The sequence below is a fragment of the Leptospira semungkisensis genome (assembly GCF_004770055.1).
Taxonomy (GTDB): domain Bacteria; phylum Spirochaetota; class Leptospiria; order Leptospirales; family Leptospiraceae; genus Leptospira_B; species Leptospira_B semungkisensis.
The window spans coordinates 1305289-1330505 of the sequence record NZ_RQEP01000005.1 but is presented as its reverse complement, the minus strand read 5'-3'; the positions used below and the strand labels follow the sequence as shown (position 1 = coordinate 1330505).

The window sequence follows — 25217 nt, the reverse complement described above, 5'->3', positions numbered from 1 at the left end:
TATTACACTTTTACAATTAACGCAAATATCCCGGTTAAAGCCACCATGGTTGCCAAAGACCATTTGATCTGCATGGAGTTTAGCCTGTACATATCTGCGCGTAGCAAACTGATCTCTCCTTTGAGCTCACCTTTCATTTCAGCCATTTCGGTTTTAAATTCCGAACGAAGATTGGCCATGTCGGTTTTCATTTCGACGCGAAACGTATTGATCTCTTCGGACAATCTTCTTTCAAATCTCTCGAATACTTGCTCCACAACATTCTCCTTGCTATAAGCAAACGCCTTGTTTAGAAAATCCGTAAAATTTTCAGAACCATCGTGGCCCAACAATTCCTCCAGTTTACGAGGAATTTTTTGAAACATCGGTGCTGGCATTATCATAACACTCCTCAGTTAGAGGACAGTATATTTATCCTCTAACTTTAAGATTCAGGGCAAAAAAGAAGAGCGGTGAGCGAATTTTTTAAAGAAAGATGACGGAATTTTAATTCCACCTTACTCGCATAAAGTGGAACAGAAATTCATTATATTCTAATTAGAATTTTTATTCAGAGAGACTTCTTCGACAAGTGCATTCACACAATTTTGGAGTTCTTGCGCAGTGCCATCATCTGAAATATTTCCTTCGGAATCGATCTTCTTATTTACGGAAGCGATATTCAGGACAGCCTTATCTACAACTTTAGCAGTTAAGACTCCAAGAAGTTGGATCAATGCTGCCTGAGCCTTGGCAGCTCCTCCATAGCTTGGAGAAGCATTAATTAATGCCACAGGTTTATTATACAATTCGGCGCTGGAAACGATCCAATCCAATGCATTCTTCAATACTCCAGGGATTGCGAAGGCATATTCCGGACTAGAAAAGATAATCCCGTCCGCTTCTCTCAATTCGTCTCTCCAAACTTTTACAGATTCGGGAGGAGTCTCCGTATCCAAGTCCGGGTTGAAATGAGGAAGGCGATCTAATGGAGCGGCTAACGTGATTTCTATATTTTTTTCTGCACTCTTTTGAGCTGCGAGTAATATGGCGGTGTTGGAGGAGCCTTTGCGAAGACTTCCAGATATAGCGAGTAGTTTCATTTTATTTCCAGAGACAATCCGTATTCATTTAGACGGGTTTGAGGAAGGAAAGATCGAAGAAGAAAATAAAGTTAGAGCCTATCTACTAAGTAACCCTACAAGCTCTCCTATACTACGAATATCTCCTTCCGGATGCTTGTGGAAAGCAGTCCATCCTCTTGAGCGAGTAGGAGTAATATCTAATTCTATTTTATCTCCGCAATAGACGATCTTATCTGGAGAAAGGCCGACAATATTTTCGGCTTCCTTAAAGATCAGAGGAGAAGGTTTTTCATAACCGAATTCGGCAGAAACGATCACAGGATCGAAATGATCCAAGACTCCTACACTCGCTAATAATTCTTTGAGACGATGATCCCAGTTCGAAATGATCCCGAACCCAAATTTATTTTCTCTTACAAACTTTAATAGGTCTGTGAAGCCAGGATCGATCTGCCAAACGCTTGGTTCATCAAATTTTTTGAATATAGATTGGAAGATTGGATCAGGTTGCAGATCCGAGCCTATTTCTTTTAAGAAATAACCGAGTAATTCTCTCCACCAACCTTCGCTTCCATCCGTGTGAGCGTAAAATTTGTCCTGATAATCAGGCAGAGGGTGCCTGGTCATATGAGAATATGCCTTGCGAAAGGCTCTCTCCATAAAGCCTTTCGGATGCTTGGTAGCATCAAGGCCGAATTCATTGAGCACTTCGAAGTATACTTCTCCAGCCGGCTTCTTCATTGTAAGAAGAGTGTCGCCTACATCTAAAAAAATATATCTTTCTTTCGAACTCATTTTCTATTTAAACCGCATTCTATCGTTGAAAACGTATATGCAACAGATCTAAAGGACAGATTGTTTCTGCTTCCCTTTCGGAAAATCAAAATCCTAAGATCATCCGAAGAATAAAGGCAGCTCGTTTGCAAACTTATGAGCATCTCCAGGCCAGCGAGCCGAGAGATAGTTTTTGTCCAAAACAGTAAATCCAGGTTTGAAGTTGTTAGAAGTATCTCTGGACACAGGCATCGGCCCTTCCTCGAAGTCAGAAGAAGACGCGAGAAAGGAAATAACTTCGTCCTGCAAAGGAGTAGGATACGTCCTATAATAATCTCCCAACCAAGCCCTGGTTAAATTCCAAGCTAACAATTCCTGAGAACGAAGCAGGCCAGTCGTTCTATATCCGGATAAGGAAGATTTCTTTGTCTTAGGATTCTTAGATCTGGCTGCAAGAAGGACTCCGTGGCAAATCGCCGCTATAGGTTTTCCTTCTGCAAAGGTTTTTCCTACCAAGCCTTGCAAGCTTTCGGACTCCAGATAGGTTCTCATTCCCTTGGCGTGGCCTCCAGGAAGTAATAATACGTCGAAAGAATCCGGTTTGATCGATTCGTATTTTTTAGGAGAAAGGAATTCATTCGATTTTTCTAATTCTCTATAGAATTCTACATCCTCTTTTCTTGCCTTTAAAACAGGAGATAATATTCCGAGCCCTTTGCCGGTTACCATTCTAAAATCAGCTTCACCGGGAGTTCCAGAAGGTGTCGCGAATACGATCTTGTATCCTTTCTGGCTGAGAGTTTTCCAAGGTACGGAGACCTCGGTAGGATCGAAATCAATCTGAGGAATTGGAATTAAGACGGTCTTCATTAAGGATGATTCTGCTTCATCCCTGGTTCCGCTGCAATTCTTGTTTCGTCTGCGCCTTCTTTTAGTTTCGGATCCAGTGAGGTCTTATGAGCGGTCTTTAGCTCTTTCAATACAGCCTCCTCTCTTTCTAAAGAAGCAGTCTTTTCTTTGGAATGCAAGGACGACTTAACAGATTCCAATACGGAAGCTAACACATTATCCGGAGCTTGGTCCCAGATTGCGCTAGTCATTACGATTACTATCTTGCGATGAGGAATTACATAAATGAATTGCCCGCCCTTTCCGTTCGCCATAAAGGTAGGCTTGCCTTCGAACTCATGCAGCCAAAATTGCAGACCGTATCTCTTGTCTACTCCTGGCTCCAAGGTCCAAGCAATCCATTCCGGACGAAGCACTTGGCGGCCCTTCCATTTTCCACCTTCTAAATAAAGCTGTCCTATCTTGAGCATATCGATCGCTCTTAAACGAAGTCCGAATCCGGCAGTTTGTCTTCCGGAAGAAGATGTATACCATTCTTCTCCTTTGATGCCTAACCAAGAGAAAGCAGTATTCTTAGAGTATTCGTACAAGCTCTTTCCTGTCTTGGCTTCCAAGTATCCGGCAACAAGCTGAGTGTCTCCATTAGAATATTCGAATTTTGTTCCAGGAGGAGCGGAAACTGTTGGAGTCCAGGCAATCGCAAGAGGATCCGATTCGGTTCTGATATCTTCCTTCTTAGCGAAAGAATCCCAGCCCATTCCGGAACTCATGTGCATGGCGTCCTTTAAACGAATGGATTCTTTTCCGCTCAACTCAGCGGGCAATAGGCCAGGTAGTCCAGTCTCGACGGAGGCAAGACTTTCGTCCAAATCCACTCCGCAGGAATTCGTATAACAAATCCCTAATAATAGAGAGGTCACCGATTTGGTGACAGAATACATATTATGATTGTGTTGCCTGGAGACTCCGCCTGCGTATCTCTCCCAAACCAGGTTGCCTTCTTTCAATATAAGAAGGGAACGCACTTCTGTTTTATCCTTCCGGAGTTTCTTAGATAATTCTATGAGAGGTTTCGAATCCAGACCAGCCTCTTCTGGATATAGTACTGAGAATCCTTCTGCAGGACTGCGATCCAGAATCCCAACCTGGTCCTGATCCCATGCGAATCCGGAAGGGACCTTAACCCATCCCCAGGCGAAAGTGCTACAATTGGATATAAATAGGAAAACTAAGGTGAAAAGAAAGAGACGACGACTTACCGATTTGCTTGAAAAGGATCTACTCACTCGAACCTCCTATCCATGTTTTCGGGTCTTAGCATATAGTAGGACAGGCGATTTGCCCTTCAATACTTATGAGACGCGTTTCGGAAATTTTTTTCCTTCAAAATTGGGATGAAAATACGCAAAAAACGTCATCCTTCTTTGTTAAGCGACGAATTAAAATCTTCTAATCCTAAGGGTCTAGTTTTTAAAATCGAGCTTTTCTTTCCTTGCGAGAAAATCGAAGGGAAGTTTACTAATCCGAGAGCTTTCTAGATAATATCGACCCCTTCCTTATGAAAAATAAATCGCAAATCCTGATCCTTCTCCTTTTGACGAACTGCTATTTTGCAGTGGATTGGAGTAGAGGGAGCGCGCCGAAGGGAAGCGAAAGAGCTGTCCTAGAAGATGTGCCTACGGTAGACGAGGCTAATCTAAGCAAGGCGGAACTTGCTCGAAAAGGAAAGAAGCAAAACTTCAAGACCAAAGAAGAGCAAGAGCTCTTTCAGTTGATGACAGAACAGAATCGTAGCCCTTACGACGCTCGTAATTGCACTAGCCTGTACAGCGATTGTAAGGATAAATGCTGGAAGGAATATCCGAGTCCTGCAGTAGAAACGGTAATCACGGCAGTCACATTGAATCGTAAAAGAGAAAACTGCATCGCTCAATGTAGAAATGTCTGCGATAATTTTGAACCTTCTAGCTCGGGTGGCTCCATGCCGAATTCTGGAAAGGGAAATTATTCCAATCCGAACGCACCAAGATACTGATCAAAACAGATAGATCCTCGGACGTACGCAAGAGATCATCAGACTAAGACTTCTTCTGATGCCGAAATTGTATGGCAAGAACAGGAAGAAAGACTGGACAAACCATAGAGATCTTCTATCTTCCTTTCTCTTGGAGGAAATGAATGGCTTCATCGCAAGAAATTCTTATATTTACTACCTTGGCGGACCGAGATCTGGCAGAAGAATACATAGCGGAAATGCTCCAGCTTGGAATCATCACTAGCGGTACTATTTTTCCGGAAGTTTCTCTATTGTATCAATGGGAAGGCAAACTTACCATCGATTCGGAAAACAAGATCCTATTAAAAGCAAAGGCGGATCAGTACACAGCGATCGAAGAATATATCATGAAGAAGCATCCGTATCTTGCTCCTGAGATCATTAAAATGGATGTAAGCTTCGGATCCGATAAATTCAAAGCGTTTATCAAAGATAAGATCGCAAAAGGGGGATGATCCCTTTTGCGAATTCCTTACAAGAATATTCCTGTTATATAATGTAAGAAAGCGATTGCAGAACCGGGCTCCACAAGCATTGCCACTGCGAGTCCGGTCAAAGATCCGTAAAGATGCGCATCATGATTGATCCCATCTCTATTATTCTTAGAAGCATAATAAGAATACGCTAGATACAATACCGCATATAAAGGCCCAGGGATCGGAATCGGAATGAAGAAGAAATAAATATGAGAATACGGATAAAATAATACCGAAGCGAATACGATTCCTGAAGTTCCTCCAGAAGCACCCAAGCTTCCGTAATTCGGATCATTCTTGTACTTGTTAAAAGTGATCAAGTTCGCAATGATGATACTCGCCAAATAAAGTCCCATGAAGCCCATCGGGCCCATGATATGATCCACTACCCCACCAAAGAAATAGAGAGTCAGCATATTGAACAATAGATGCTGCAAGTCTGCGTGGATAAATCCGCTGGTCGCGAGAGTGTAATAGTTCCCTTCTCTCGAGTCCCTAAACGGACGTAAGATCAGTTTATCTAATAGATTCTGATCCGAATACAAAGTGTATAAGCTAAGGATCGTAGTGATGGCTATTGTGACTATGGTAATACTAAAACCCATGAATTCCTCGATTATTTAATGGAAAGCATCTTGTCCCGGAGCATCGCAGCCCTCTCGAAATCGAGTTCTTTTGCTGCTTTTAACATTTCCTCTCGGAGCCTTTCCTTCATCTCTTCTTTAGAAGAGAAATTCTTTTCTCTGAATTTCTTATCTATCTCTTCAGAAGCTGCTTCTTCAGGAGTCAGATCTTTTTCAGTTCTTTCGATGATATCGCCGATCTGCTTCTTGATTGTCTGAGGAGAGATCTTATACTTATGATTGTGTTCTTCTTGGATGCTTCGTCTACGCTTGGTCTCTTCGATTGCCTTTGTCATAGAATCAGTCATCTTATCCGCATACAGCACTGCAGTTCCGCTCACGTTCCTCGCGGCCCGTCCAATCGTTTGTATTAAGGATTTATAATTTCTAAGAAAACCTTCCTTGTCCGCGTCCAAGATTGCGACGAGAGAAACCTCCGGAATATCTAAACCTTCTCTGAGTAGATTGATCCCGATTAGAACATCGTAGATTCCCTTTCTCAGATCTCGGATGATTTCTACCCTCTCCAAAGTATCCACTTCGGAATGCAGATAAGATACCTTCAGTCCTAGTTCCTTATAATAGTCGGTGAGATCCTCAGCCATCTTCTTAGTAAGAGTGGTAACTAAGACTCTCTCCTCTTTTTCAATCCGTTTGCGGATCTCTACTAGAAGATCTTCGACTTGGTTTTTGGTAGGACGAACTTCTACCATCGGATCCAAGAGACCGGTAGGACGAATGATCTGCTCTACTCTTATCTTACTTTTTTCAATCTCATATTCGGCCGGTGTTGCAGAAACATACAATGTCCGAGGAGTTAAGGATTCAAATTCCGTAAAGTTCAGAGGACGATTGTCCAATGCGGAAGGAAGTCTGAACCCAAAATCCACCAGAGTCTGCTTTCGTGCCTTATCGCCTGCGAACATTCCCCCAACCTGAGGAATAGTAACATGAGACTCATCTACGATCAGAAGGAAATCTCCTCTGAAATAATCGATCAGACAAGCAGGCCTTTCTCCTTCTTGTCTACCTGTAAGATGACGGGAATAATTTTCGATCCCGTTGCAGTATCCCATCTCTTGGAGCATTTCCATATCATAATTGGTTCGAGACACTATCCTTTGCGCTTCAAGAAACTTATTCTCCTTAGTGAACTTTGCCTCTTGTTCCGCCATCTCATCTTTGATCCTAAGGATCGCATCCTTGATAAGAGGAGCCGCCATGATAAAGTGTTTTGCAGGATAGATAAAACATTTCTCCTGCTTAGCAATGACCTGAGCAGTTACAGGATGGATCCTCGCGATCGAATCCACCTCGTCTCCAAAGAATTCGATTCGAAATGCCTCGGTATGATAAGCCGGATAGACTTCAATGCTGTCTCCTCTTACCCTAAAATTTCCCCGAGAGAAATCAGTATCATTACGATTGTATTGTATATGAAGAAGTTTGCGAATGACTTGGTCTCTATCGATCACATCTCCTGTCTTTAAAGAGACCACTGAGTTCACATATTCTTCAGGAGAACCGAGACCATAGATACAGGAAACGGAACTCACGATGATCACGTCATCCCTTTCCAGAAGAGAAGAAGTAGCTCTCAGTCTGAGTTTATCTATCTCCTCATTCATGGACATGTCCTTTTCTATGAACGTATCCGAAGAAGGAACATAGGCCTCAGGCTGATAATAATCATAATAAGAAACGAAATATTCTACAGCGTTCTCCGGAAAGAATTCCTTAAATTCCCGGAATAACTGAGCCGCCAAGGTCTTGTTATGTGATAATACCAAGGTAGGAAGACCCAGATGAGCGATTACCTGAGCCATGGTATAAGTCTTTCCAGAGCCTGTAACTCCGACTAGAGTTACCTTCTCTTCTCCCTGTTGGAAGGAAGTTGCGATCTTTTCGATCGCCTGGACCTGGTCTCCGGCGGCTTTATATGGGGAATGTATTTTGAAAATTGCAGACATGGCTTTGGTTCAAAGACCCGCTATCTTGGAAGAAGGCTAGATAAATCCGATTATTTCGGAAGTCGTTTCTCTGCCATAAACAGAGCTTGTCGTTTGTCCTCTAAGATCTCTAGATCCAGTTTATCGAATAATTTTTGCATGACCATCATCCCTCTCATCAGGGTGGCAGTGGAAGAAAATTTTCCTCTTTCTATATCTTCTTCGATATTCAGTTCTCTTAGATTGTTCACCAGTCGGATCTTAAAAACATTCTCTTTTTCGATGGAATAACTGACTTCGACATTTCCGCCGTCTCCGTACTTGACTGCGTTCTCCACTGCCTCGATCGAACCGATTGTTAGGTCTACGATCAGGTCCTCGTTGATCCCATTTGCGCGAAGAAAGGATTCCATTCTGCTACGAACATATTGCATCGGTTGGAACTCCGTCCTGCCCAGGATCAGATACTCTTCTTTTTTGGAGGGCTTTTTATGGAGAGTAGATTCGGTAGAAAGAGCATATTCTCTAGGATCCAATTTGCCCTTGGCAGCTTCTTTCTTAGAAACTAGATCATCTAGGACTTTTTGGACAGAATCAGGAGGAAATACTGGCTCTTCTCTAAAACGACGAAGAGTGTCCATACGAATCCACGCATGGAAATCCTGGGAATTTCCTGTTAAACCGTTTGCTAGGAGCTCCCGTACTCGGGTCTCTATCTCTCCTAGGGAAAAGGACATTCCCATATTTTTCCATAGGACTTTTTTTTTCGAGGGGTGTAAATCCGATTTTTTTTAGAAGATAAGTTCCGTTTCACCAGCTACGAATCTGACGCAACGCTTCATACGCGACAACGGCCACGGCGTTACTCAGGTTCAAGCATCTGCAATCTTCTTCCATTGGAATTCGAATGATCCCTGCAGGAATGTCGGAACGAAAAATTTCTTCGGGCAAACCGGAAGTCTCATTCCCAAATAGAAAAATATCGTCTTCTAAATATTGCGGCTTTGTATAAGAAACGCTGCCTTTTGTGGAAACCAAATAGATCTTGGAATCAGAAGAAACACTTTTTGTAAAATTCTCCCAATCGGAATGTAAAGTTAGACTCAGCTTATCCCAGTAATCCAAGCCTGCTCTTCTCGCCGCCTTTTCGGTCAGTTCGAATGCAGGCTCTCCTACGATATGAAGTTCTGCTCCCAAGGCGACGCAGAGTCGGGCGATATTTCCAGTATTAGGAGGGATCTCGGGCCGATACAATGCGATCCGGAGAGCCACTATCCCTTCTTCTGTCCTTTGTTTAAGGATTTTGCAAGAATGGCACCAAAGGATCCGGTAGAAGAAGTTTCCTCCGAAAGATATCCGCTGTAATCCAATCTTTCCTGCACTTCTTTTGCCTTCACGAGAGAAAGAGAGATCTGTCTTTTGGAGAGATTCACTTCAGTCACGAATGCGGAGACCTGATCTCCTAGTTTGAAATGTTGGGCCGCAGGAATTCTGTTCTGGAGACCGGTTTCTCGATTCGGAACTAGGCCTGAAAAATTCTCATTCAATTTTATGAATACTCCGAAAGGCTTCACGCTTTCCACGGTTCCGGAAACCACATCCCCTTCTTTGAAAGGAACATTTTGGGCCCAAGGATCCTTTAGAAAATCCTTAACTGTGAAACTATGCTTGTCCTCTTCCCAATCTAGCTTGAGAACCTTGGCGCGAAGCACCTGACCTGGATGGAATTCCTTGGATAAGTCCGGATTCTTTCTGAAGGTCGCTTCGGAAGTAGGAACAAGTGCCGTGAGTCCGTCCGCCTCTACGATCAGACCGAAAGGATGAACCGATTTGACCCTGCAGGTCACGAACATTCCAGGCTTCAACTCTCCTTTTAAAACGGAGATCTTTGCCTCTCTCTCTTTATCTGCGATCTTCTTTTGGGAAACGATGATCTTTCCCTTATTTCCTACTTCTGAAACCAGAAAGCGAACTCGCTTTCCTACTCCATTGCCTTGTTTTTTAAGCTCAGGATCCAATTGGGAGAAGGGACAAAAGCCTGTGGACTCGCCTAACTTGACTTCTACGCCGGCATCGTTCTCTCCGATGATATGACCCAAAACAGGGATCTCAGCAGTGTGAGCCACAGAGATCATATCCTTAGTGATCGTATCTCCATTCAGACAAGTTGTGAAATACTGATCTCCGGAAGATTCCTGAAGAAAATATGCCTCTATCGTCTGCCCTTGTTTAGGAGCCTCGGTGAATTCATCTGCGGAGATGATACCAGAAAGACCTGCCTCTTGAACCTTTATAAAAACGTAATCCGATTTTGCGCTGGTGACGATCGCATTCACTTTGGCTCCGGGTTCTAAAGCCGCCTTCTTTCGGAAACTCTCATCTAGTAATTTTTGGAATAATTCTTTTTGCGTGTCTTTCATGGTTTCAGCCCCTCTAGATTGGATGTTTAACGGCTACAAGCCGACCGAGATTTTTGGAAAGAAAGGATTTAAGTCTTCTTGCCGGACTTAGACTTCTTCTTTTCTTTTTTCTTTTCGGGAGAAGAAGGAGCTGCAATCTCGGTTTTCACTCTCTCCGTCACCACTGTTTTCAGAGTCTTCAGTTTATCCCAATTTTTCAAAGGGTCTTCTCTAAAAATCAAAAGATGCGCCGGTTTTCCGACTCTGATCTTTCCCTCATGAGCCGCTCCCAGATAAGAACAGGTAGTTTCCGTCGCAGCCCGTAACGCTTCTTTCGGACCGATCAGATCGGATAAGATCCTAAGTTCCTTCCAACCAGAAATCCCAGGGAATAGAAATTGGTGTCCCGAACCTGAACCCAATAAGATGCGTAAGGACAGATTCTTTCTAGCCCGTAAGAAAGCAAGATAGGAATCATATTCTCGGTCTGCTTCTTGTTTTTCCGATTCGGAAAGAGGAGTAAATGTAGAAAGTGCTTCTTTGGACATGGCTCTCTCTTTGAAAGAAGGACTCCATTCCGTCCACTTCTCCCATTCTTGAGAGAAGGAAGAAGTCCCTATTTCCTTCTGCGCATAGTAAATGGAAAATAGAGGAGCCCAGATTTGCTTGATCAAATTACCGGCCACAGGTTGTAGAGAAGGCATTTCAGGAATCGGATGATAGAGAACCTTGACTTCTGAAGAGAGTGCTTCCCAATTTGCGAACTCTTCTCCGAATGTGGAAACGGAAAGTTCCAGTCCCACCTTCTCCGCTTCGGATCTCATTCTATACAAAAGTTTTCCGTCAATGGTGAAGGCTTCTCCCTCGTTATGCCTCAGGAATAAATGAGCCCTTCCCCTTCCTCTAGAAGAAACTGCAGCGATAGCTTCTTCCGGAGATTTTAAGATCTTGTATCCGGTTGGCTTTGCACCTGCGACTTCCTTTGAATCCGCAAGAAGGACCGGAGGAAAAGTTAGGATTTTAGGAAATGCAAAATTCTTTTTTCGCGACTCTGAAAGTTCAGTAGCCCAGGCAGGATCTGCGACACTCTGGATATGAGTGAAGCCGTGAAGTAGGAATTGTTTCAGATCCAATTCCAACTCGTTCTTATCCTTCTGTCCTCCTAGAGAATTTGCGCCTAGAGTCACATGAGAATCGCAGAAACCGGGCAAAATATAGAGAGGTTCTTTTCCTGGGGAAGAAGGAGAGATCTTTTCGACCAAGCCGTCTTGGACCTGGATCTGGACGGGACCGGAATACTCCAAAGTCTCGGGCTGGATCAGGTAAACACCGTTCCACGACCAAGATTCAGCACTCAAGCTCCCTGAAAAAAAAACGAGTCCCAGAAGAAGGGGAGAAAATCGCATACGGACCTTTTTTAGTCCTATTAAAATGAGTCTCTTGACAAACAAATCGAGTTCCGAAAAGTTCAAGGTTAAATGGGTCAGGAAATCCGGGATATATCAGACAATATCCGGCTTACGGTAGAGAACGGAAAAATCCTGTCTCTAAAGACCCATAGGATCACAAGATCCGTCGAAGAACATATCCAACAAGCCATAGAGCTGATTTTGGACAAGGTTACTTATCCGACACTCGTTCCGACCGTTTACACTATCGTAAAAGAATTATCAATCAACGCCTGCAAGGCAAATCAAAAAAGGATCTACTTCGAGGAAAAAGGCTACGACCTAGAAAATTTCACGGAATATAAGAAAGGAATCTCGGAATACAGAAAACTTTTCTCCGAAGCAATGGCAGAAGAATACGGTCATAAATCCAAGAAGAAAGGTTTCTTTTGTCTGATCACATTCGATTATTCCATGGATGGAATTCGGATCGAAGTCACGAACAACACTCCAGTTACCGCCGAAGAAGAAAGATCCCTGAGAGAAAAATTAGAAAAGGGAATGCAGTACGCGGATATTGCTCAGTTCTATTTGGATAACGAAGATAATTCAGAAGGCGCAGGACTCGGACTCGCACTCATTTTAATCATGCTAAAGGGAGAAGGGATTGATCCTTCTTATTTCCGAATCCTGATCCGTAAGGATTCTACGATAGCGAGATTGGAGATTCCTTTGACCCCTAATTTCAAGTCGGTACGAGACAAGGATTATTCTCCCGCATAGATGTCTTTACCAATCTCAGCCTGCATCATCACCTTAAACGAAGAAGATAATATAGAGAGATGCCTTTCTTCTCTGGATTTCGTAAGCGAGATCATAGTGCTGGACTCCGGCTCGCATGATAATACCGAAATCCTAGCAAAGAAGAAGGGAGCAAAAGTAGTCCTACGAAAATTCGACGACTACGTTTCCCAAAAGAACCACGTTATCTCACTCGCGCAATTTCCATGGATCTTAACCTTAGATGCAGACGAAGAAATGTCCGCTGAATTGAAAGAAGAGATCCAGGCACTCTTTCGAAAAGGAGAGCCTGACGAAGATGGATTCCTGATCCCAAGACTCACCATGTACATGGGAAAATGGATCCGACACGGAGGATGGTATCCTAATTATAGGGTTCGTCTCTTCCAAAAATCCAAAGGGAAATTCGTGGGAGGAAAGGTCCACGAAGCCGTACAATTATCCGGAAAGAAGAAGAAACTAAAAAGCCCCGTATTGCATTATTCCTATAAAAATCTTCATGATCATGTGAATTTCATAAACAAGTATTCAGAACTAGCTGCCACGGAGAAATTCGGAAAAGGAAAACGCACCGGCTTATTCCTGGCTTTGCTCGAAGCTGGATATAAATCCTTTTGGATGTTCTTTGTGAGATTCGGATTTTTGGACGGTCGCAGAGGGCTTATCCTCGCGATTATGGGGTTCTATTATAATTTCTTAAAGTATATCAAGATTTTTGAAATGAACCTGGCAGAAAAAGAAAAGCAGAAACGAATATAATCGCTTCTGCTTCTTTGTATAAAGCCGGACCACTTACGATCCGGATTGAAATTTAATCTCTTCTTTCTTTATTGTGATTGATGCGGTTCATGATATAGAGAACTGAATATCCTCCGATGATCACCGCGATCAAATTCACATTTGCAACTTGGTAAATTCCGATCTTAGGAGAGATCAGCCAATATACTACTTCTCTAATAGGATCTTGGAAGAGAGAAAGAATGATCAAGGAGCCAAGCAAGGCCACCAAGAAGGCAACCCAATAGCCGCCTAAGAGATCTTTTCTCTTATAATAATAAAAATACCAGGCCAACCCACCGCTGATAGATAAAACAAAGAGGATATCAGTGAACGTAGTCCACCACCCCGATGAAGACGCTAAGACTAAAAAGGGTTGAGTGCCAATGAAAGGAAGAAAATCGTTGAGCGAGGCCAGGATTCCCATCTGCTTTACAGGTTTTCCGGGTTTTGGGATAAAGTCGAGAATTTTAGTAAAAAAGAAGCGGGACGCGTTGAAAATCTTTCGAGACAGTTCAAAATACTTCGGGATCGTGGGAAAACCACTTTCACATACCTTGTCCCCCGTTCTACATACGTCCTGGTATGAAGATCTAAATTTAGATTGCGGGTATCTGGTTTTTCCAGTGGATACGCTGGAAAAAAAGGAACTTTCTTCCTTAAGCAAATTCGGAGTCAGAGGACTCTCAGTCACCATTCCTCATAAGGAAGCCGCGTTCCAACTCGCCGATCAAACCGACGAAATATCCAAAGCAGTCAAAGCGAGCAATACATTGGTCTTAGAAAACGGATCGATTAGCGCGTATAATACGGACGGAAAAGGTGCAGTCAGAGCGATCTTAGAAGAATATCCAAAGTCTTTGCAAGGCAAAGTGCTCTTACTCGGAAGCGGAGGAAGTGCAAGAGGGATCTCCTTCTCTCTTTTGAAAGAAGGAAACGTCCAAGATCTCACGATCGCCGCAAGAAATTCAGAAACATCCAGAGAATTATTAGAATTATTATCCAAGGTAACTTCTTCCAAACTCAGATCCGAAAGCCTTGTTGAAGTGCAGAAAAACTTTTCAGAGTTCTCGCTCATTATTCATACCACACCGCTTGGAATGAAGGGCAAGGAACCTGGTCCAGCAATACCGGAAGACTGCTTTCAAGAAGGACAGGTGGTTTTTGATATAGTGTACAATCCTTTAGAAACACCTTTAGTCTTAGCTGCAAAGAAGAAGGGAGCAAAGATCATCCCTGGAACAGAGATGTTGCTCTACCAAGCAGTGGAACAGTTCAAGCTATTCACTGGAGTTTCACTTAGCCCGGAACTCATCCAAAAAGGAAGAGAGAGACTGCTGAAAAGCTTAGGCTACGTTTAAACCGAATTAGTTTCTAAATTTATAATAAAGAAATACAATAGATCGATCATATAAAAATGGAAGCTTTTCGTGCAATTTCCTGATTTCTTAGAATTCGGATCTAGTCTGACCAATTTGGAGAAGACCCGAAATTTCAATGTATTCGGGAATTATACCTTAGAACCGTTTCGCAATCTATTGGACTCTCACGGTTGGAGAGAAAGAAAAAAGCCTAGGCTTAGAATCTCCGTTGTTGGCACGAACGGCAAAGGGTCCATTTCTCATTTTCTAGCATATCGATTCTCTAAATTAGGTTATTCTACAGGGCTTTATACTTCTCCTCATCTATTAGATCCAAAAGAAAGAATACGCCTAGGCCCGAAATTCGATCCGGTGACCGAAGCGGATCTGCAAGAAGTCTCGGAGATCCTATTCTCTCAAGGCACAAAGGAAGAACTCTCCTTTCTATCTTGGTTTGAATGGTTTACTTTAGGGGCTTATTCTCTCTTTGAAAAAAAAGATGTCTCCATCCAAATCTATGAGGCGGGCTTAGGGGGAAGATTGGATGCCACCAAACTATGTGAACCGGATATCTTAGTCGTCTGTGCAATAGGAGAAGATCACAAAGCAGTCTTAGGAAACACAAAAGATCTGATTCTAAAGGAAAAACTAGGAATCTTATCTGAGAGAACGAAGCAAGTGTTTGCCCTCCATCCCGGAGAAGAATTGTTGCCTATCCTAAAGGAAGAATGTGAGAAGCGAAAGATCCAATTGCATCTATTCCCTTCTCTTCCATTAGGAAAACCGTATTTAGAACATAACCGAGAATTCGCAGATCTGATCACAAAACAGATCTATTCGAATATATTAGAAAAAGATCATGCAATAGAAAAATCAACGTATGCATCTTCAGAATTACTTTCCAACAAAGATAACTCAGACGCGAGTCCGGCGAACCAAGGATCGGAAATTCCAGATCTACCACCGGGACGCTTAGAGATCGTCTCTAAAAGTCCTTTCATCGTATATGATCCAGCACACAATCCGGATGCAGTCAAAGTAACCTTAAACTCACTTGAGTCTCTCTTTCCTAAGAAACGATTCTCCGTGATTGCCGGTTTTCTCCCCGACAAAGAAGGAGAAAAAATGGGAGAAGAGATTCTTACTCTTACGAAACGCTTCGGAACGGAGACACACTTTGTGCAAGGAGCAGGATTCTTACTTCCCAAAGGATTTGAATCTCTTGCGATTTCCTCAGATGAAATTTCTTCTAAGATAAACGAGCTTCCAGGAGATGGAGTACTAGTGCTAGGAAGTTTTAGATTGTACGGTTATTTAAAAAGCTAAAGAGAAAACATTAACTCGTCATAGCAAACGGATAGCATTGGAGTTAAAACGCATCTAGCACTGAAATGATTCTATTCTATTTCTTAGATTGCTTCTTCCAAGATTTATAATCTTTAGGAATATCCAATTTCTTAAGTTGCTTCCAGGCTTGGAGCGCCTGGTCTCTGGTTGCTTCCTTTTCGCTCTTTAGAAAATCTGAAAGAAAATTAATATAGCGAACCGATTGTATCTTCTCGAAAGAACCTTCAGTTTCATTCAATTTTATGTATTGCTTCACAAGGTCGCCATAAGTGATCTTTTTACCGGATTGAATCTGCTCCTCTCTCCAACGGTTCAAACGATATCTCGCACCAGATTTTTTCTTCAGGCTCGGGTTGATCTTTAAAGCTTCTTTTTCCAAGAATTGCTTCGTTTGTTTATTGCTAGTATAATTGCGGATCGGCATAGAAAGAGTTAGTCCCAACTCAAAATCTTTTGCTCCGGTTTTGACTAAATTTTTTCTCTGAGAATTGGTTACTTGGCCGGTGCGTATAAAATGTTTGATCAGCTTTTCTAATTCGTCCTTTCGTAACTTAGGAACATTCTCAATGCCTATCTCTTTTGCAAAGGTCTTGATCTCTTCTGCATACCAATATCCGTTATCAAACTCGGTCTCAGTTATATTCTTTGTGAGCTTGGAGGAGGACTTCATTTACGCAGAATCTTATCCATAGACTTGCCTTTCGCAAGTTCATCAATTAACTTGTCCAGATACCGAATCTTACGCATCAGTTCGTCTTCAATTTCTTCTACGCGTACTCCGCAGACCACCCCTTTTATCAGGGAAACGTTATCATTAATATGTGGCGCGCTTTCGAAGAATTCTTCGAAATTAGTACGCTTGCTTAATTGTTCTTCTAATGATTTTGCATCGTAACCGGTTAACCAGAAAATAATCTGGTCCACTTCCGACTTACTACGCCCTTTCCTCTCCGCTTTTTGAAGATAGAGCGGATAGACACTAGCAAACGACATTGCAAAGATTTTTTGTTTCTCCATATAATGTTCTCTAATATTAAAGTTTGTTTATTAGAAGTGTTTAACCGAGTTGCTGGTAATACTACGGAGATTGCCCGTTCGATTAAGCTTCATTTTTTCCTAATAATGAAATACAAAAATCATTAAACTTTTTCGGCTCCTCGAAATTCGGAAGGTGACCGGAATTGTCGAACCATACGATCCTTTTTTGCGGAGCTTCCAATACTTTTATATATTCTTCCGCTAGCTCAAACGGAACAGTATAATCGTATTTTCCTTCACAGAAATACACCGGTACAGTAACCCTTGGAACTTCCTGCATCAAATTAATATTCATTTGCTCATTGTCTAAACTTTGCAATGAAAACATGATCCCTTTAACAAATTTTAAAATATAAGAAATACTTACATCGGATAAGGTCATGTTCGCCAAGATCGTTTTGTAAATATTTCCCTTTCGCATTGTTCCTTTAAATATAGATAACCATTTCCTTTGAATTCCCGCAGAGTTTAAATCAGGATAAGGAGGCAACCCGATTCGTTTCAGCTCTTGGATCGCCTTATTGTTATTGGATTTGATTGCTTGTTGAAGAGTATAATTATAGGATACAATCTCCCCCTTTTTCATATCCACTATTTGGCCAATTCCAATATAAGCAAATATAAGATCCGGCCTTGATGCTGCCAGTTTCATCCCCAGGATACTGCCCCAAGAATGTCCCACTAGAAAGATCTTTTCTTTATTGAATCTCTTAGTCAAATATTCGATCAACTCTTGCGTATCATGCAAAAAAGTGTCGATTGTCATTTCAGACTGCTTTATATTTTTATTATATGATTTACCGGAGCCTCTTTGGTCCCAGTTGACTACAATAAAATGATGTTCTAGCTCTCTCTGAGGTTTTCTAGAAAAGAAAATTTGAGCCGTGCCAGGACCACCATGCAAGAATAATAGAATCGGACCTTCCGGCTGCCTTGACCGAATCGAAATCCATTGCTCGCAGCCCCCAAGTTGAATTTTTTCAAGAGAGTCGATACAAGAAGCCAGTGTACGCATAAAGTAAAAGTATAGTCTGGAAACTATAAACAATCTCCTTGAAAATCGTATAAACTATTTGGGAATCCAATAATCTTTCCCTGTAAAGGTTTATACGTATTCAAGAAAAATGCTTCTTGAAAGTTACAACCTGAAAGAACAAGGGCAACCCAAGCGTCAAAATTACTTCCATTCGGTGGGCAAGAAACAAAGGTTATCAGGTTAACACATGAATCGACCGCTTTTCTCCAAACGTATTTGCCTTTGTTTCGATCAAAAGTATCAGAGTTACACATAGCAATCCCAGGAACACCATCTGGCGAGGTTGTACCTTGATAACTGTTACCAAGCGATCTACATTCATAATTCCTAAATAGAACGCTATTAATAATTCTCGAATACGCTTCATTCGCTTTAATGACGTCGGCAGTATCAAAGCCAAAATCTATGCACCTGTAATGAATAATTAATAACAAGAGAATTACTCTTCTCATAATTTTGAGTTTTCCGACTCCTAAATTTATAAGGTGCAAGATATGCAAATATCACACTTTATTTTCAGATCTTAACAAACGTATCACTCTCAGCAAACCGGAAATTACAAGAATACCTAAAATCGGAGCAGCCAGAATCGCAGCCCAATATCCAAATTGCTCATACATAAAGGCAACTGGGGCCCAAATCCGAACAGACTCCACACTCCCCGATTCAAGACTATTTAGATCTAATATAATAATAATGGAAAGTAACGGAAAAATAACGACGCTCAAATACAGTATCTTCTTATAGTATGTAATTTTTTCTTCAACCGTTGCATCCAAAGGAGGAACATACGCCTGCTCTTCTTCTCTAATGTTTTTGAGATTCTTAAACATCCTATATGAAAAAAACGCAAAAGCTAACCCAATGACAATGGAAAGTATTAGCCCAGTTTGATCCAGCTCCTCCCATAAAGGTAAACTTAAGCAGAACAATGCCATGCCGGCAGTTAAAATAGATCTTAGAAGAGTATAATCTTTGAGTTTCATTTGTTCTTTGTCCTTGTAGATTTAATTACACTGTAAACGATTCTTCTTTCAATAGAAATTGAATGATCTCTATACGAAGGCCTGAATGATTTAGTTCGAAATAGATTGAAAATAAAGCTTCTGCCATTCACGAATCAGAGCCAATATAGAAAGTATATAACCGACGTATACAGTCATTAAGATTAAGTTATAGACTAAAGATGGCGGACCAGAAGGTTTCGGAGAAATTAGCGGTTTACCGAGCTCAATCAAAATGTTCAAAGCTACTACGATACTCATAATTATAATGGTTGATTTATTGAAGAATAGAATTTTCAATTTTGCAGAAATTGAATCCAATGCTCTCGACCCAACTACAATAACAAACCCCATAAGGAAGAAAAATTCTGCAATTTGTCGAAATATTATGAAAATTGGACTATCATAAACTGAAGATATCCCTCCAATTTTTTCTGCAGATTCCGCCACACCGAAACCAGAATAATTAAATAAATATAATATAGGAAGAAAAAGCAAAACAATGATTAATCCGAAGATGATTTGATATTTTAAAGTCAGCCAAATGAAACTGAACAAGGATATATCAGTTTTATATTGGTTAACCGAAGTCAGATCATACAATACCCGATAGAACGAGAAAAGAATATAAATTGATACTAATGCAAAAATTGCGGAGGTACTTCTATAAACCCAAACACCCATTCCCAATTTTTCTGCTATAACCATAAGTGTGGCTAAAGGCAAAAGAACTACGAGTGAAATGCATAATTTCCATACGAATCTATTTCTTCTAATTTGATTGACTAAATCAATGAGTGACTTCATCCAATTTCCCTTGTTTCATATATATTGCTTTCTAACAGGCGAACACACAGATTTGTGTCGAAACCGATAATGAAGCTCTGTTTATATATGGAACTCAATATTTTTCTATAAAATTTTATCCAAGGACCGTGCGATTAAGTTCGCAAAACTAATTGCATGATTCTATAACAACGGATTGCACCTAAACTTGACAATGTTTAGAAAGAAGCATTAGTCATTTATCATGTTGGTCCGTTCTTGGTAATACCTTACCTGCTGCAAGAAGCTGAATCGCCGACAATAGGGGATCTTCACTTTCAACAAGACCCAGCCGACTGTGATAGCGGAATCCACTATGCTGGACTTCGCTAACAGATAGAGCCTGGTTTGCCAAATCGATGGCTTGCTCCAGATTTTTTGTGTCGTTAGCAAAAATCGCTCGCGAGGCAAGTGCAGTGAATTTGTCGGCAGGAAATACTGTAGCTGCGCCTTGCTTCTCCCATTCACTAAGCAACTCGAGTGCGCGACTATATAGATTTACAAGGCGGTTGACGGCAATGTATTCGGGAAAGTCCAACAGCACACGGGTCTGAAGGTTCGGATAGAATCTCTGTGCGGAGATACATTGTTCAAAGGATTCTATCGCTGCCTCTTGTTGTCCAAGAGCTGCATGGCACTGCGCCATTTGGAGATAGCACATCGCCATTTCTGAAGGCTCTGGCCATTCGGCCTCCACAGTTTTCAATAGCTTGAGGGATTCATTAATTCGCTCCGGGTCTCCAGATTCAAAGAGACCATGAGCCTTGATGCGTGCGTATTGAGCCTTGTGGAAGGAGCCTCTACTGCGAGCTAAGCGCTGGAAAAATTCTAGGCGAGTTTGCTCATCCCAAACAGGACCACGAAACCAATCATCATTCTTAGGCAAGCGAATACCTCCAACAAGACAATAAAGCGCGCCTAACGGCCGAGATGTTCCGACGCTGAAGCCTTATGCAGTTGCCTACGTTAATAGTAGCCTCCGCAGCTCCAGCCGTTAGTCGGAGAATAAGTACAATGATTTATACCAGGGCCAGTGTATCTGAACATTAACTCATAACTCTTCCAATTGTTTTGGGCTTCATAATGATCGCATTTGACATCGCTTTTGGCTGCATTAACAATCTCCGGTGTTGTGGGCAAGAGCGACAGAGAGATTGGGTACTTTCCCGTATTCTTTCGATAGTTTTCCAAAGCAGCAATAATAGGTGCGCATGCAGCATATCCTCTTTCTGCCTTCGCCCCTTTGCCAGGAGACTCAGCAAACCATGGCAGAAAACAGGCTTCAAAGAAAATCATTGTGCAAATCATGAAGAGTAATATCTGTTTTCTCGAAATTGGATTCATTTTGTACCTAGCGATAGTTAAGCTCCGTTTATCTATCGAACTCAAGATTTTTCTATAAAATTTTATGTAAGGACGACGCGATTGGTTCGCAAAACTAATTGCATGATTCTATAACAACGGACTGCGCCAAAACTTGACAATGTTTAGAAAGAAGCAAAGGAGTTATTGAAAGATACTTGAATAACCCATCTCTTGCAATTGGTCTTTAATTGCAGCATCTACTTTGGATCTTCCTGAATGGAATGTAAACTGCTTAAGAGAATCGGGAAACTTTTGCGAAGCCAAAGATTGAAAGTCAACCTGAGTGCGAGAGATGAGAAGCCGAGAAAGATGCGAAAGATTCTGCAACCTGAATATTGTTTTAAGATTTTTGCAATTGGAGAAACGAACATCCTGCAACGATGCCATTTCCTTTTCGAAAGCGATAGAACGAAGCTGAATTTGGTCCTCAATCAAAAGACTACGAAGAAGTGGAAACCTTGCGATGTTCTTAAAATCATCGAAACCTCGCACGCGAACAATATGCAAATGTTCAATCGAAGCATTAATCACTTCATTGATATTCGACCTACCTCCAAGGATCAGGTGAAGAGTCTCTAACTTTGACAGTGGGTTTACAAAATCTAAAGAGACTTTGCTAATTGAATATAAACCAAGGAAGGATAGATGTTTAAGAGAGGCAATGGCATCGATATTCTTTAAATGGCCAGAATTAATGAGAATCCGAAGGTTCGAAAAGCGAGATAGATACTGAAGATTAAGAGCCTTGCTTTTTGTGTCTCCAAGAAACAGCTCTTCAAGTTGCGTGAGATTATCGGCAGCGAGAATCTCCGTATCAGTAAGATTGAAAATTCCAAGAGACAGCTTCTCTAAATACTTCAAGTCCGAGATTTTTTCGAGATTTGTAACATCGTGCATAGAATCTAAATACAGGCATTTCACATCAGGGAGTGAATCCAAAGCTGAACAATCAAAGTAGCTCATTGGGAAACCAAAGAAACGCACCCCGAAACTACGATTATTCGCCGCACACAGATCGTTTAATACTTTGAGTTTTTTTGCATCATAGTATTTCTCTGAAAATTGCACGATTACATGATGACCGGCCGCGAGCTCCATGTTTATATGCTCGATCGGGATATTGACAGGGTCGGTAATTATTTTTTGGGTCATCTTTATATTCCTATCTCCCCTATTAATGATCGTAGCACAAAGTCTTTCCCCACCGAAAGATTACTTTCCCATACGCAAGCTGGCTGTTCTCGAGCGAAAGCTGATGTTGGATATGAGTTAAGCAGGCAAGGCGCATCGCCTTTATCCCAGAATGTATGATAAACAAAATACTCTTTTTTGACTTCGTACTCGTCGATCAATACTAAATATTTATCGTAGATAGAAAAACTGATGTAGGAATATTGTCGATCAACGATAGGAGAATAATTTAAAGTAAAGAATGCAATAAAATAGGATCCAAACTGAAGAAAATATCCCCCGATAGTACTTCTCTGAAAGACAGGATAATTTTTCATTACTACATAATAATCAATGTCTCTATCATAAAATCTCCCATACTGATCATAAAAATAACCGACTTCATAAAAAGAAGATTGTTTAGTTTTCAAAAGATAATCGCTCTCCATACTTAAATAATTCTGCATAAGATAGAAATTTAGCGAATCCTCTCTAAGCCCCTTAACCGGAAAGTCAGCGATCCCCTTTCCGATTCCGAATTTCTCAATCAAAGTGGGATCTTTTACAGCAATGCCAACGCGATATCTGCGACTATTGTCAAAGAAAGATCGACTATAACGGCTTATTATATTTGCATTCTTGGGAGCTTGACCGATTTGGAAATAATCTTCATAATATTGATATGAATTGAATCCTATAAGAGCGATATTCTTACCCGATATTTGTTCTATTACTTTAAATTTTGGATCCTTAACCTCATTCGGCATCGTTACATCAAAATAGGAATAACAATCAGTTAGCAAAATGATAAGAAAAATAGATATTCTCAACTGAATCATGTGTATTTCAAGTTATACGAAATATGACCTCTAATCTTAGCTAAAGTATTCGATTCGAGAAAATAATTTCCCTCTAAATATCTCAAAAGGTCTTTCGAGTCCTTTTTAATGCCATAGAGGCACAGCAAGAAAATTAAAATTTCCTCGACCAAATCAGCTACCTACGATCCAATACTTTTTCTGAATAACTATCTGATAGAGCATCAACAATGAGTAAAAAGAATCCCAAAGTCGATATATTCCTAGCAAAGACAGATAGCTGGGAGAAGGAATTTAAAAAGTTAAGAGAGATTCTTCTCGAATGCGGGTTAACCGAAGAATTGAAATGGGGACAACCTTGTTATACATTAGAGAAAAACAATATTGTTTTGATCCACGGTTTTAAAGAATACTGCGCACTGCTCTTGTTCAAAGGTGCCCTACTAAAAGACCCGAAGAAAATCCTTATCCAACAAACAGAGAATGTGCAATCTGCGCGCCAGATCCGTTTTACCAGTTTGCAGGAGATCACTAAGTTAAAGGCCGCAATTAAGACATACGTTCAAGAAGCCATAAAAGTCGAAAAGGCTGGCCTGAAGGTAAAACTAAAGAAAACTTCCGAATATGCAATGCCGGAAGAATTCCTTAGTAAATTGGATGATGTTCCTAATTTGAAGGCTGCGTTCGATGCTCTTACACCGGGGAGACAAAGAGCTTATATTCTACATTTTTCGGCGCCCAAACAATCTAAGACAAGAGAATCGAGAGTGGAGAAAGCTATTCCGATGATCATGAAAGGAAAGGGATTAAACGACTAGCTCTCTTGGAGGTACATCGGGCCCTTAAACGAGCGAGACGTACTAAAAAAAGCTTCAAAGACAAACGCACGTGTCTTCAAAGCTAAAATTTTCAGTTATGGCTTTCTTTTAAGTAATTCTTTTATAAGATTTAGATCGCCCTGAGAAAAGTTTGCGTCATACGGAAAATCTCCGGAATAAAATCTGATAGAAAAAGTTTTCGAATTCTCGATTTCCTTCTGCAATTCTTTGCTAACTATGAATTCTCCGGATTGATTTGCCCAATGAGCGTTTGGATTTGGATTTGAAAGAATCTTAGTGCTGGTTAGTTTTACTTTAATCTTATTATCATCGGTCTTAATGAAAATGTAGTCGACCAAAGGTTGATCAAGTTCAGTAAATTGAGAGTAAAAATAGCATTTAGCCACTTCTTGCGAATTTTCATTCAATGTTTTTGAGAAAGTGGAAAACAAAGTCTTTCCTCCTTTCTCTGTGCGTTCTGTATTTGTATAAAGATCTAAGCTTAAAATAGAAACGTTCCTGTAATCGTCCTTCGTCGCCTTAATCACTCCAAAATATAGAAAGCAATTTAAGGGAATCAAGGAGATCGCTAATAACATGAGTTTTTTCATCATTCCTCTTTGGTTTTGTTTATAAATATAATTTAGTTTTCTTTCGATGCGAGAACCACTCAGGATCAATAGCAGCCCCAACTCGCGTCTGGGAATTCCTTTTTAATCTTCGCTACTTCCGAATCGCCTAAATAGAAAAATCGATTTTTGTTCATCTGGTCTTTTGGATAATTTTCAAAGAGTGCAGTAATTATCTCCGGCATTACCGCATTCAATTCCCCACACTGCGCCTCTTCTTCTAAAGCACTTCCCGTCCAGAGCACCGTTTTGTTCTTATCATTTATTGTTATATTCAATGATTTCGTGTATCTTGGGCTTGAACTTGAGTTCATCATTACCATGTTGTTTCCGATTGCATTCGCCATAATATGCTTAATATTACCTCTCGGGAAAACAAGTGAAGTTAGATTGAAGTAGTAATCGGGCTTGCCTTTAGTTTCCGTAAATCCGATTTGCTTTAACTTTACCGACAATATCTTCGCAGCAAGACTTTGCTGTGCATCTGTGACTTGGTAATTGATTTGAAATTTCCCGTTCAGGGGAGCATTTGTATTTACGGTAGTCCATCTAATTTCTGACGTTATGCAGTTTAAAAAAGCTGCATGAACCCAAACCAAAAGTATAGCCAATTGAATCTTCTTTGTCATATTTCCATGATTTTTTTCAGA

30 protein-coding genes are annotated in these 25217 nt (G+C 41.0%); 7 read left to right on the top strand and 23 right to left on the bottom strand.

The window, feature by feature from the left end; translation table 11 throughout:
• Window positions 1–2 precede the first annotated feature (2 nt).
• The 5 genes from EHO59_RS06330 to EHO59_RS06310 form a co-directional block, all read right to left on the bottom strand.
• Entirely contained in the window at window positions 3–377 is a 375-nt protein-coding gene (locus tag EHO59_RS06330) for an LA_3696 family protein (protein ID WP_135585838.1), read from the bottom strand.
• 156 nt (window positions 378–533) lie between these two features.
• The gene (locus EHO59_RS06325; RefSeq protein ID WP_135585836.1) at window positions 534–1082 is read right to left on the bottom strand and encodes an NADPH-dependent FMN reductase; all 549 of its coding nucleotides are present in this window, start codon (window positions 1080–1082) and stop codon (window positions 534–536) included.
• A gap of 78 nt (window positions 1083–1160) precedes the next feature.
• Window positions 1161–1859 (bottom strand): HAD-IA family hydrolase, encoded by a 699-nt coding sequence (locus EHO59_RS06320; protein WP_135585834.1) that lies wholly within the window; start codon window positions 1857–1859, stop codon window positions 1161–1163.
• A gap of 99 nt (window positions 1860–1958) precedes the next feature.
• Window positions 1959–2708: a type 1 glutamine amidotransferase domain-containing protein gene (locus EHO59_RS06315; protein WP_135585832.1), complete on the bottom strand. Its 750-nt coding sequence runs from the start codon at window positions 2706–2708 to the stop codon at window positions 1959–1961.
• Entirely contained in the window at window positions 2708–3973 is a 1266-nt protein-coding gene (locus tag EHO59_RS06310; RefSeq protein ID WP_135585830.1) for a serine hydrolase domain-containing protein, read from the bottom strand. Before EHO59_RS06310 ends, EHO59_RS06315 begins: the two co-directional genes overlap by 1 nt.
• 272 nt (window positions 3974–4245) lie before the next feature.
• Here EHO59_RS06310 and EHO59_RS06305 point away from each other — a divergent pair, with 272 nt between their 5' ends.
• Together EHO59_RS06305 and cutA are read left to right on the top strand one after the other, a co-directional pair.
• Complete coding sequence (locus tag EHO59_RS06305) at window positions 4246–4722, top strand: LIC_10730 family protein (RefSeq protein ID WP_135585828.1); 477 nt, start codon at window positions 4246–4248, stop codon at window positions 4720–4722.
• Window positions 4723–4865: 143 nt separating this feature from the next.
• Window positions 4866–5198: a divalent-cation tolerance protein CutA gene (cutA, locus tag EHO59_RS06300; RefSeq protein ID WP_135585826.1), complete on the top strand. Its 333-nt coding sequence runs from the start codon at window positions 4866–4868 to the stop codon at window positions 5196–5198.
• A 17-nt stretch (window positions 5199–5215) separates the two neighbouring features.
• Here cutA and EHO59_RS06295 read toward each other — a convergent pair whose 3' ends face one another.
• The 6 genes from EHO59_RS06295 to EHO59_RS06270 form a co-directional block, all read right to left on the bottom strand.
• Window positions 5216–5824: a rhomboid family intramembrane serine protease gene (locus EHO59_RS06295; RefSeq protein WP_135585824.1), complete on the bottom strand. Its 609-nt coding sequence runs from the start codon at window positions 5822–5824 to the stop codon at window positions 5216–5218.
• Window positions 5825–5835: 11 nt separating this feature from the next.
• Window positions 5836–7812 (bottom strand): excinuclease ABC subunit UvrB, encoded by a 1977-nt coding sequence (uvrB, locus tag EHO59_RS06290; RefSeq protein WP_135585822.1) that lies wholly within the window; start codon window positions 7810–7812, stop codon window positions 5836–5838.
• Between the two features lie 50 nt (window positions 7813–7862).
• Window positions 7863–8528, bottom strand: a complete 666-nt coding sequence (locus EHO59_RS06285) for an ATP-binding protein (protein WP_135585820.1) — start codon at window positions 8526–8528, stop codon at window positions 7863–7865.
• 73 nt (window positions 8529–8601) lie between these two features.
• Window positions 8602–9063 carry a tRNA (cytidine(34)-2'-O)-methyltransferase gene (locus EHO59_RS06280; RefSeq protein WP_135585818.1) on the bottom strand — a complete coding sequence of 154 codons (462 nt, stop codon included), beginning with the start codon at window positions 9061–9063 and terminating at the stop codon, window positions 8602–8604.
• Window positions 9063–10211 (bottom strand): S1 RNA-binding domain-containing protein, encoded by a 1149-nt coding sequence (locus tag EHO59_RS06275; RefSeq protein WP_135585816.1) that lies wholly within the window; start codon window positions 10209–10211, stop codon window positions 9063–9065. Before EHO59_RS06275 ends, EHO59_RS06280 begins: the two co-directional genes overlap by 1 nt.
• Window positions 10212–10279: 68 nt before the next feature.
• A complete protein-coding gene (locus tag EHO59_RS06270) occupies window positions 10280–11641 on the bottom strand; it encodes an amidohydrolase family protein (RefSeq protein ID WP_135585814.1) in 1362 nt (453 codons plus the stop codon).
• Window positions 11642–11668: 27 nt separating this feature from the next.
• Here EHO59_RS06270 and EHO59_RS06265 point away from each other — a divergent pair, with 27 nt between their 5' ends.
• Together EHO59_RS06265 and EHO59_RS06260 are read left to right on the top strand one after the other, a co-directional pair.
• On the top strand, window positions 11669–12361 hold the full coding sequence (locus EHO59_RS06265; RefSeq protein ID WP_135585812.1) for a histidine kinase: 693 nt from the start codon (window positions 11669–11671) through the stop codon (window positions 12359–12361).
• Window positions 12362–13138, top strand: coding sequence for a glycosyltransferase family 2 protein (locus EHO59_RS06260; protein ID WP_135585810.1), 777 nt, complete (start codon window positions 12362–12364; stop codon window positions 13136–13138). It abuts the gene before it with no gap.
• A 52-nt stretch (window positions 13139–13190) separates the two neighbouring features.
• Here EHO59_RS06260 and EHO59_RS06255 read toward each other — a convergent pair whose 3' ends face one another.
• A complete protein-coding gene (locus tag EHO59_RS06255; protein ID WP_135585808.1) occupies window positions 13191–13583 on the bottom strand; it encodes a hypothetical protein in 393 nt (130 codons plus the stop codon).
• Between the two features lie 67 nt (window positions 13584–13650).
• Here EHO59_RS06255 and aroE point away from each other — a divergent pair, with 67 nt between their 5' ends.
• Window positions 13651–14517, top strand: coding sequence for a shikimate dehydrogenase (aroE, locus tag EHO59_RS06250; RefSeq protein ID WP_135585806.1), 867 nt, complete (start codon window positions 13651–13653; stop codon window positions 14515–14517).
• A gap of 69 nt (window positions 14518–14586) precedes the next feature.
• Entirely contained in the window at window positions 14587–15843 is a 1257-nt protein-coding gene (locus tag EHO59_RS06245) for a glutamate ligase domain-containing protein (RefSeq protein ID WP_135585804.1), read from the top strand.
• 76 nt (window positions 15844–15919) lie between these two features.
• Here the strand turns inward: EHO59_RS06245 and EHO59_RS06240 are convergent, their stop codons facing one another.
• From EHO59_RS06240 to EHO59_RS06200, 9 genes are all read right to left on the bottom strand, one after another.
• Entirely contained in the window at window positions 15920–16534 is a 615-nt protein-coding gene (locus EHO59_RS06240; protein WP_135585802.1) for an SAP domain-containing protein, read from the bottom strand.
• Window positions 16531–16881, bottom strand: a complete 351-nt coding sequence (locus EHO59_RS06235; RefSeq protein ID WP_135585800.1) for a DUF2200 domain-containing protein — start codon at window positions 16879–16881, stop codon at window positions 16531–16533. Before EHO59_RS06235 ends, EHO59_RS06240 begins: the two co-directional genes overlap by 4 nt.
• A gap of 82 nt (window positions 16882–16963) precedes the next feature.
• A complete protein-coding gene (locus EHO59_RS06230; protein WP_135585798.1) occupies window positions 16964–17917 on the bottom strand; it encodes an alpha/beta fold hydrolase in 954 nt (317 codons plus the stop codon).
• A 23-nt stretch (window positions 17918–17940) separates the two neighbouring features.
• Window positions 17941–18390: a hypothetical protein gene (locus EHO59_RS06225; RefSeq protein ID WP_135585796.1), complete on the bottom strand. Its 450-nt coding sequence runs from the start codon at window positions 18388–18390 to the stop codon at window positions 17941–17943.
• A gap of 51 nt (window positions 18391–18441) precedes the next feature.
• A complete protein-coding gene (locus tag EHO59_RS06220) occupies window positions 18442–18924 on the bottom strand; it encodes a hypothetical protein (RefSeq protein WP_135585794.1) in 483 nt (160 codons plus the stop codon).
• A gap of 90 nt (window positions 18925–19014) precedes the next feature.
• Window positions 19015–19749, bottom strand: a complete 735-nt coding sequence (locus EHO59_RS06215) for a hypothetical protein (RefSeq protein WP_135585792.1) — start codon at window positions 19747–19749, stop codon at window positions 19015–19017.
• A 214-nt stretch (window positions 19750–19963) separates the two neighbouring features.
• Window positions 19964–20653: a tetratricopeptide repeat protein gene (locus tag EHO59_RS06210; protein WP_135585790.1), complete on the bottom strand. Its 690-nt coding sequence runs from the start codon at window positions 20651–20653 to the stop codon at window positions 19964–19966.
• A gap of 620 nt (window positions 20654–21273) precedes the next feature.
• The gene (locus EHO59_RS06205) at window positions 21274–22284 is read right to left on the bottom strand and encodes a leucine-rich repeat domain-containing protein (RefSeq protein ID WP_210413029.1); all 1011 of its coding nucleotides are present in this window, start codon (window positions 22282–22284) and stop codon (window positions 21274–21276) included.
• Between the two features lie 2 nt (window positions 22285–22286).
• On the bottom strand, window positions 22287–23141 hold the full coding sequence (locus tag EHO59_RS06200; RefSeq protein ID WP_135585786.1) for an Lp29 family lipoprotein: 855 nt from the start codon (window positions 23139–23141) through the stop codon (window positions 22287–22289).
• Between the two features lie 209 nt (window positions 23142–23350).
• On the opposite strand from EHO59_RS06200, the gene EHO59_RS06195 reads away from it, so the two are divergent.
• Window positions 23351–23938, top strand: coding sequence for a YdeI/OmpD-associated family protein (locus EHO59_RS06195; protein ID WP_135585784.1), 588 nt, complete (start codon window positions 23351–23353; stop codon window positions 23936–23938).
• A gap of 95 nt (window positions 23939–24033) precedes the next feature.
• Here EHO59_RS06195 and EHO59_RS06190 read toward each other — a convergent pair whose 3' ends face one another.
• On the bottom strand, window positions 24034–24630 hold the full coding sequence (locus EHO59_RS06190; protein ID WP_135585782.1) for a hypothetical protein: 597 nt from the start codon (window positions 24628–24630) through the stop codon (window positions 24034–24036).
• Entirely contained in the window at window positions 24615–25196 is a 582-nt protein-coding gene (locus tag EHO59_RS06185) for a DUF4136 domain-containing protein (protein ID WP_135585780.1), read from the bottom strand. Before EHO59_RS06185 ends, EHO59_RS06190 begins: the two co-directional genes overlap by 16 nt.
• Window positions 25197–25217 lie beyond the last annotated feature (21 nt).

Bases quoted from the DNA above. Each gene is read 5' to 3' on its own strand.
- EHO59_RS06285 (WP_135585820.1), bottom strand. From the start codon at position 8,528: ATGTCCTTTTCCCTAGGAGAGATAGAGACCCGAGTACGGGAGCTCCTA.
- EHO59_RS06200 (WP_135585786.1), bottom strand. From the start codon at position 23,141: ATGATTCAGTTGAGAATATCTATTTTTCTTATCATTTTGCTAACTGAT.
- EHO59_RS06260 (WP_135585810.1), top strand. From the start codon at position 12,362: ATGTCTTTACCAATCTCAGCCTGCATCATCACCTTAAACGAAGAAGAT.
- EHO59_RS06220 (WP_135585794.1), bottom strand. From the start codon at position 18,924: ATGAAACTCAAAGATTATACTCTTCTAAGATCTATTTTAACTGCCGGC.
- EHO59_RS06205 (WP_210413029.1), bottom strand. From the start codon at position 22,284: ATGACCCAAAAAATAATTACCGACCCTGTCAATATCCCGATCGAGCAT.
- EHO59_RS06315 (WP_135585832.1), bottom strand. From the start codon at position 2,708: ATGAAGACCGTCTTAATTCCAATTCCTCAGATTGATTTCGATCCTACC.
- EHO59_RS06320 (WP_135585834.1), bottom strand. From the start codon at position 1,859: ATGAGTTCGAAAGAAAGATATATTTTTTTAGATGTAGGCGACACTCTT.
- EHO59_RS06240 (WP_135585802.1), bottom strand. From the start codon at position 16,534: ATGAAGTCCTCCTCCAAGCTCACAAAGAATATAACTGAGACCGAGTTT.
- EHO59_RS06185 (WP_135585780.1), bottom strand. From the start codon at position 25,196: ATGACAAAGAAGATTCAATTGGCTATACTTTTGGTTTGGGTTCATGCA.
- EHO59_RS06230 (WP_135585798.1), bottom strand. From the start codon at position 17,917: ATGCGTACACTGGCTTCTTGTATCGACTCTCTTGAAAAAATTCAACTT.
- EHO59_RS06295 (WP_135585824.1), bottom strand. From the start codon at position 5,824: ATGGGTTTTAGTATTACCATAGTCACAATAGCCATCACTACGATCCTT.
- EHO59_RS06225 (WP_135585796.1), bottom strand. From the start codon at position 18,390: ATGAGAAGAGTAATTCTCTTGTTATTAATTATTCATTACAGGTGCATA.
- EHO59_RS06275 (WP_135585816.1), bottom strand. From the start codon at position 10,211: ATGAAAGACACGCAAAAAGAATTATTCCAAAAATTACTAGATGAGAGT.
- EHO59_RS06325 (WP_135585836.1), bottom strand. From the start codon at position 1,082: ATGAAACTACTCGCTATATCTGGAAGTCTTCGCAAAGGCTCCTCCAAC.
- uvrB (WP_135585822.1), bottom strand. From the start codon at position 7,812: ATGTCTGCAATTTTCAAAATACATTCCCCATATAAAGCCGCCGGAGAC.
- EHO59_RS06235 (WP_135585800.1), bottom strand. From the start codon at position 16,881: ATGGAGAAACAAAAAATCTTTGCAATGTCGTTTGCTAGTGTCTATCCG.
- EHO59_RS06305 (WP_135585828.1), top strand. From the start codon at position 4,246: ATGAAAAATAAATCGCAAATCCTGATCCTTCTCCTTTTGACGAACTGC.
- EHO59_RS06265 (WP_135585812.1), top strand. From the start codon at position 11,669: ATGGGTCAGGAAATCCGGGATATATCAGACAATATCCGGCTTACGGTA.
- EHO59_RS06255 (WP_135585808.1), bottom strand. From the start codon at position 13,583: ATGGGAATCCTGGCCTCGCTCAACGATTTTCTTCCTTTCATTGGCACT.
- EHO59_RS06215 (WP_135585792.1), bottom strand. From the start codon at position 19,749: ATGAAGTCACTCATTGATTTAGTCAATCAAATTAGAAGAAATAGATTC.
- EHO59_RS06195 (WP_135585784.1), top strand. From the start codon at position 23,351: ATGAGTAAAAAGAATCCCAAAGTCGATATATTCCTAGCAAAGACAGAT.
- cutA (WP_135585826.1), top strand. From the start codon at position 4,866: ATGGCTTCATCGCAAGAAATTCTTATATTTACTACCTTGGCGGACCGA.
- EHO59_RS06330 (WP_135585838.1), bottom strand. From the start codon at position 377: ATGCCAGCACCGATGTTTCAAAAAATTCCTCGTAAACTGGAGGAATTG.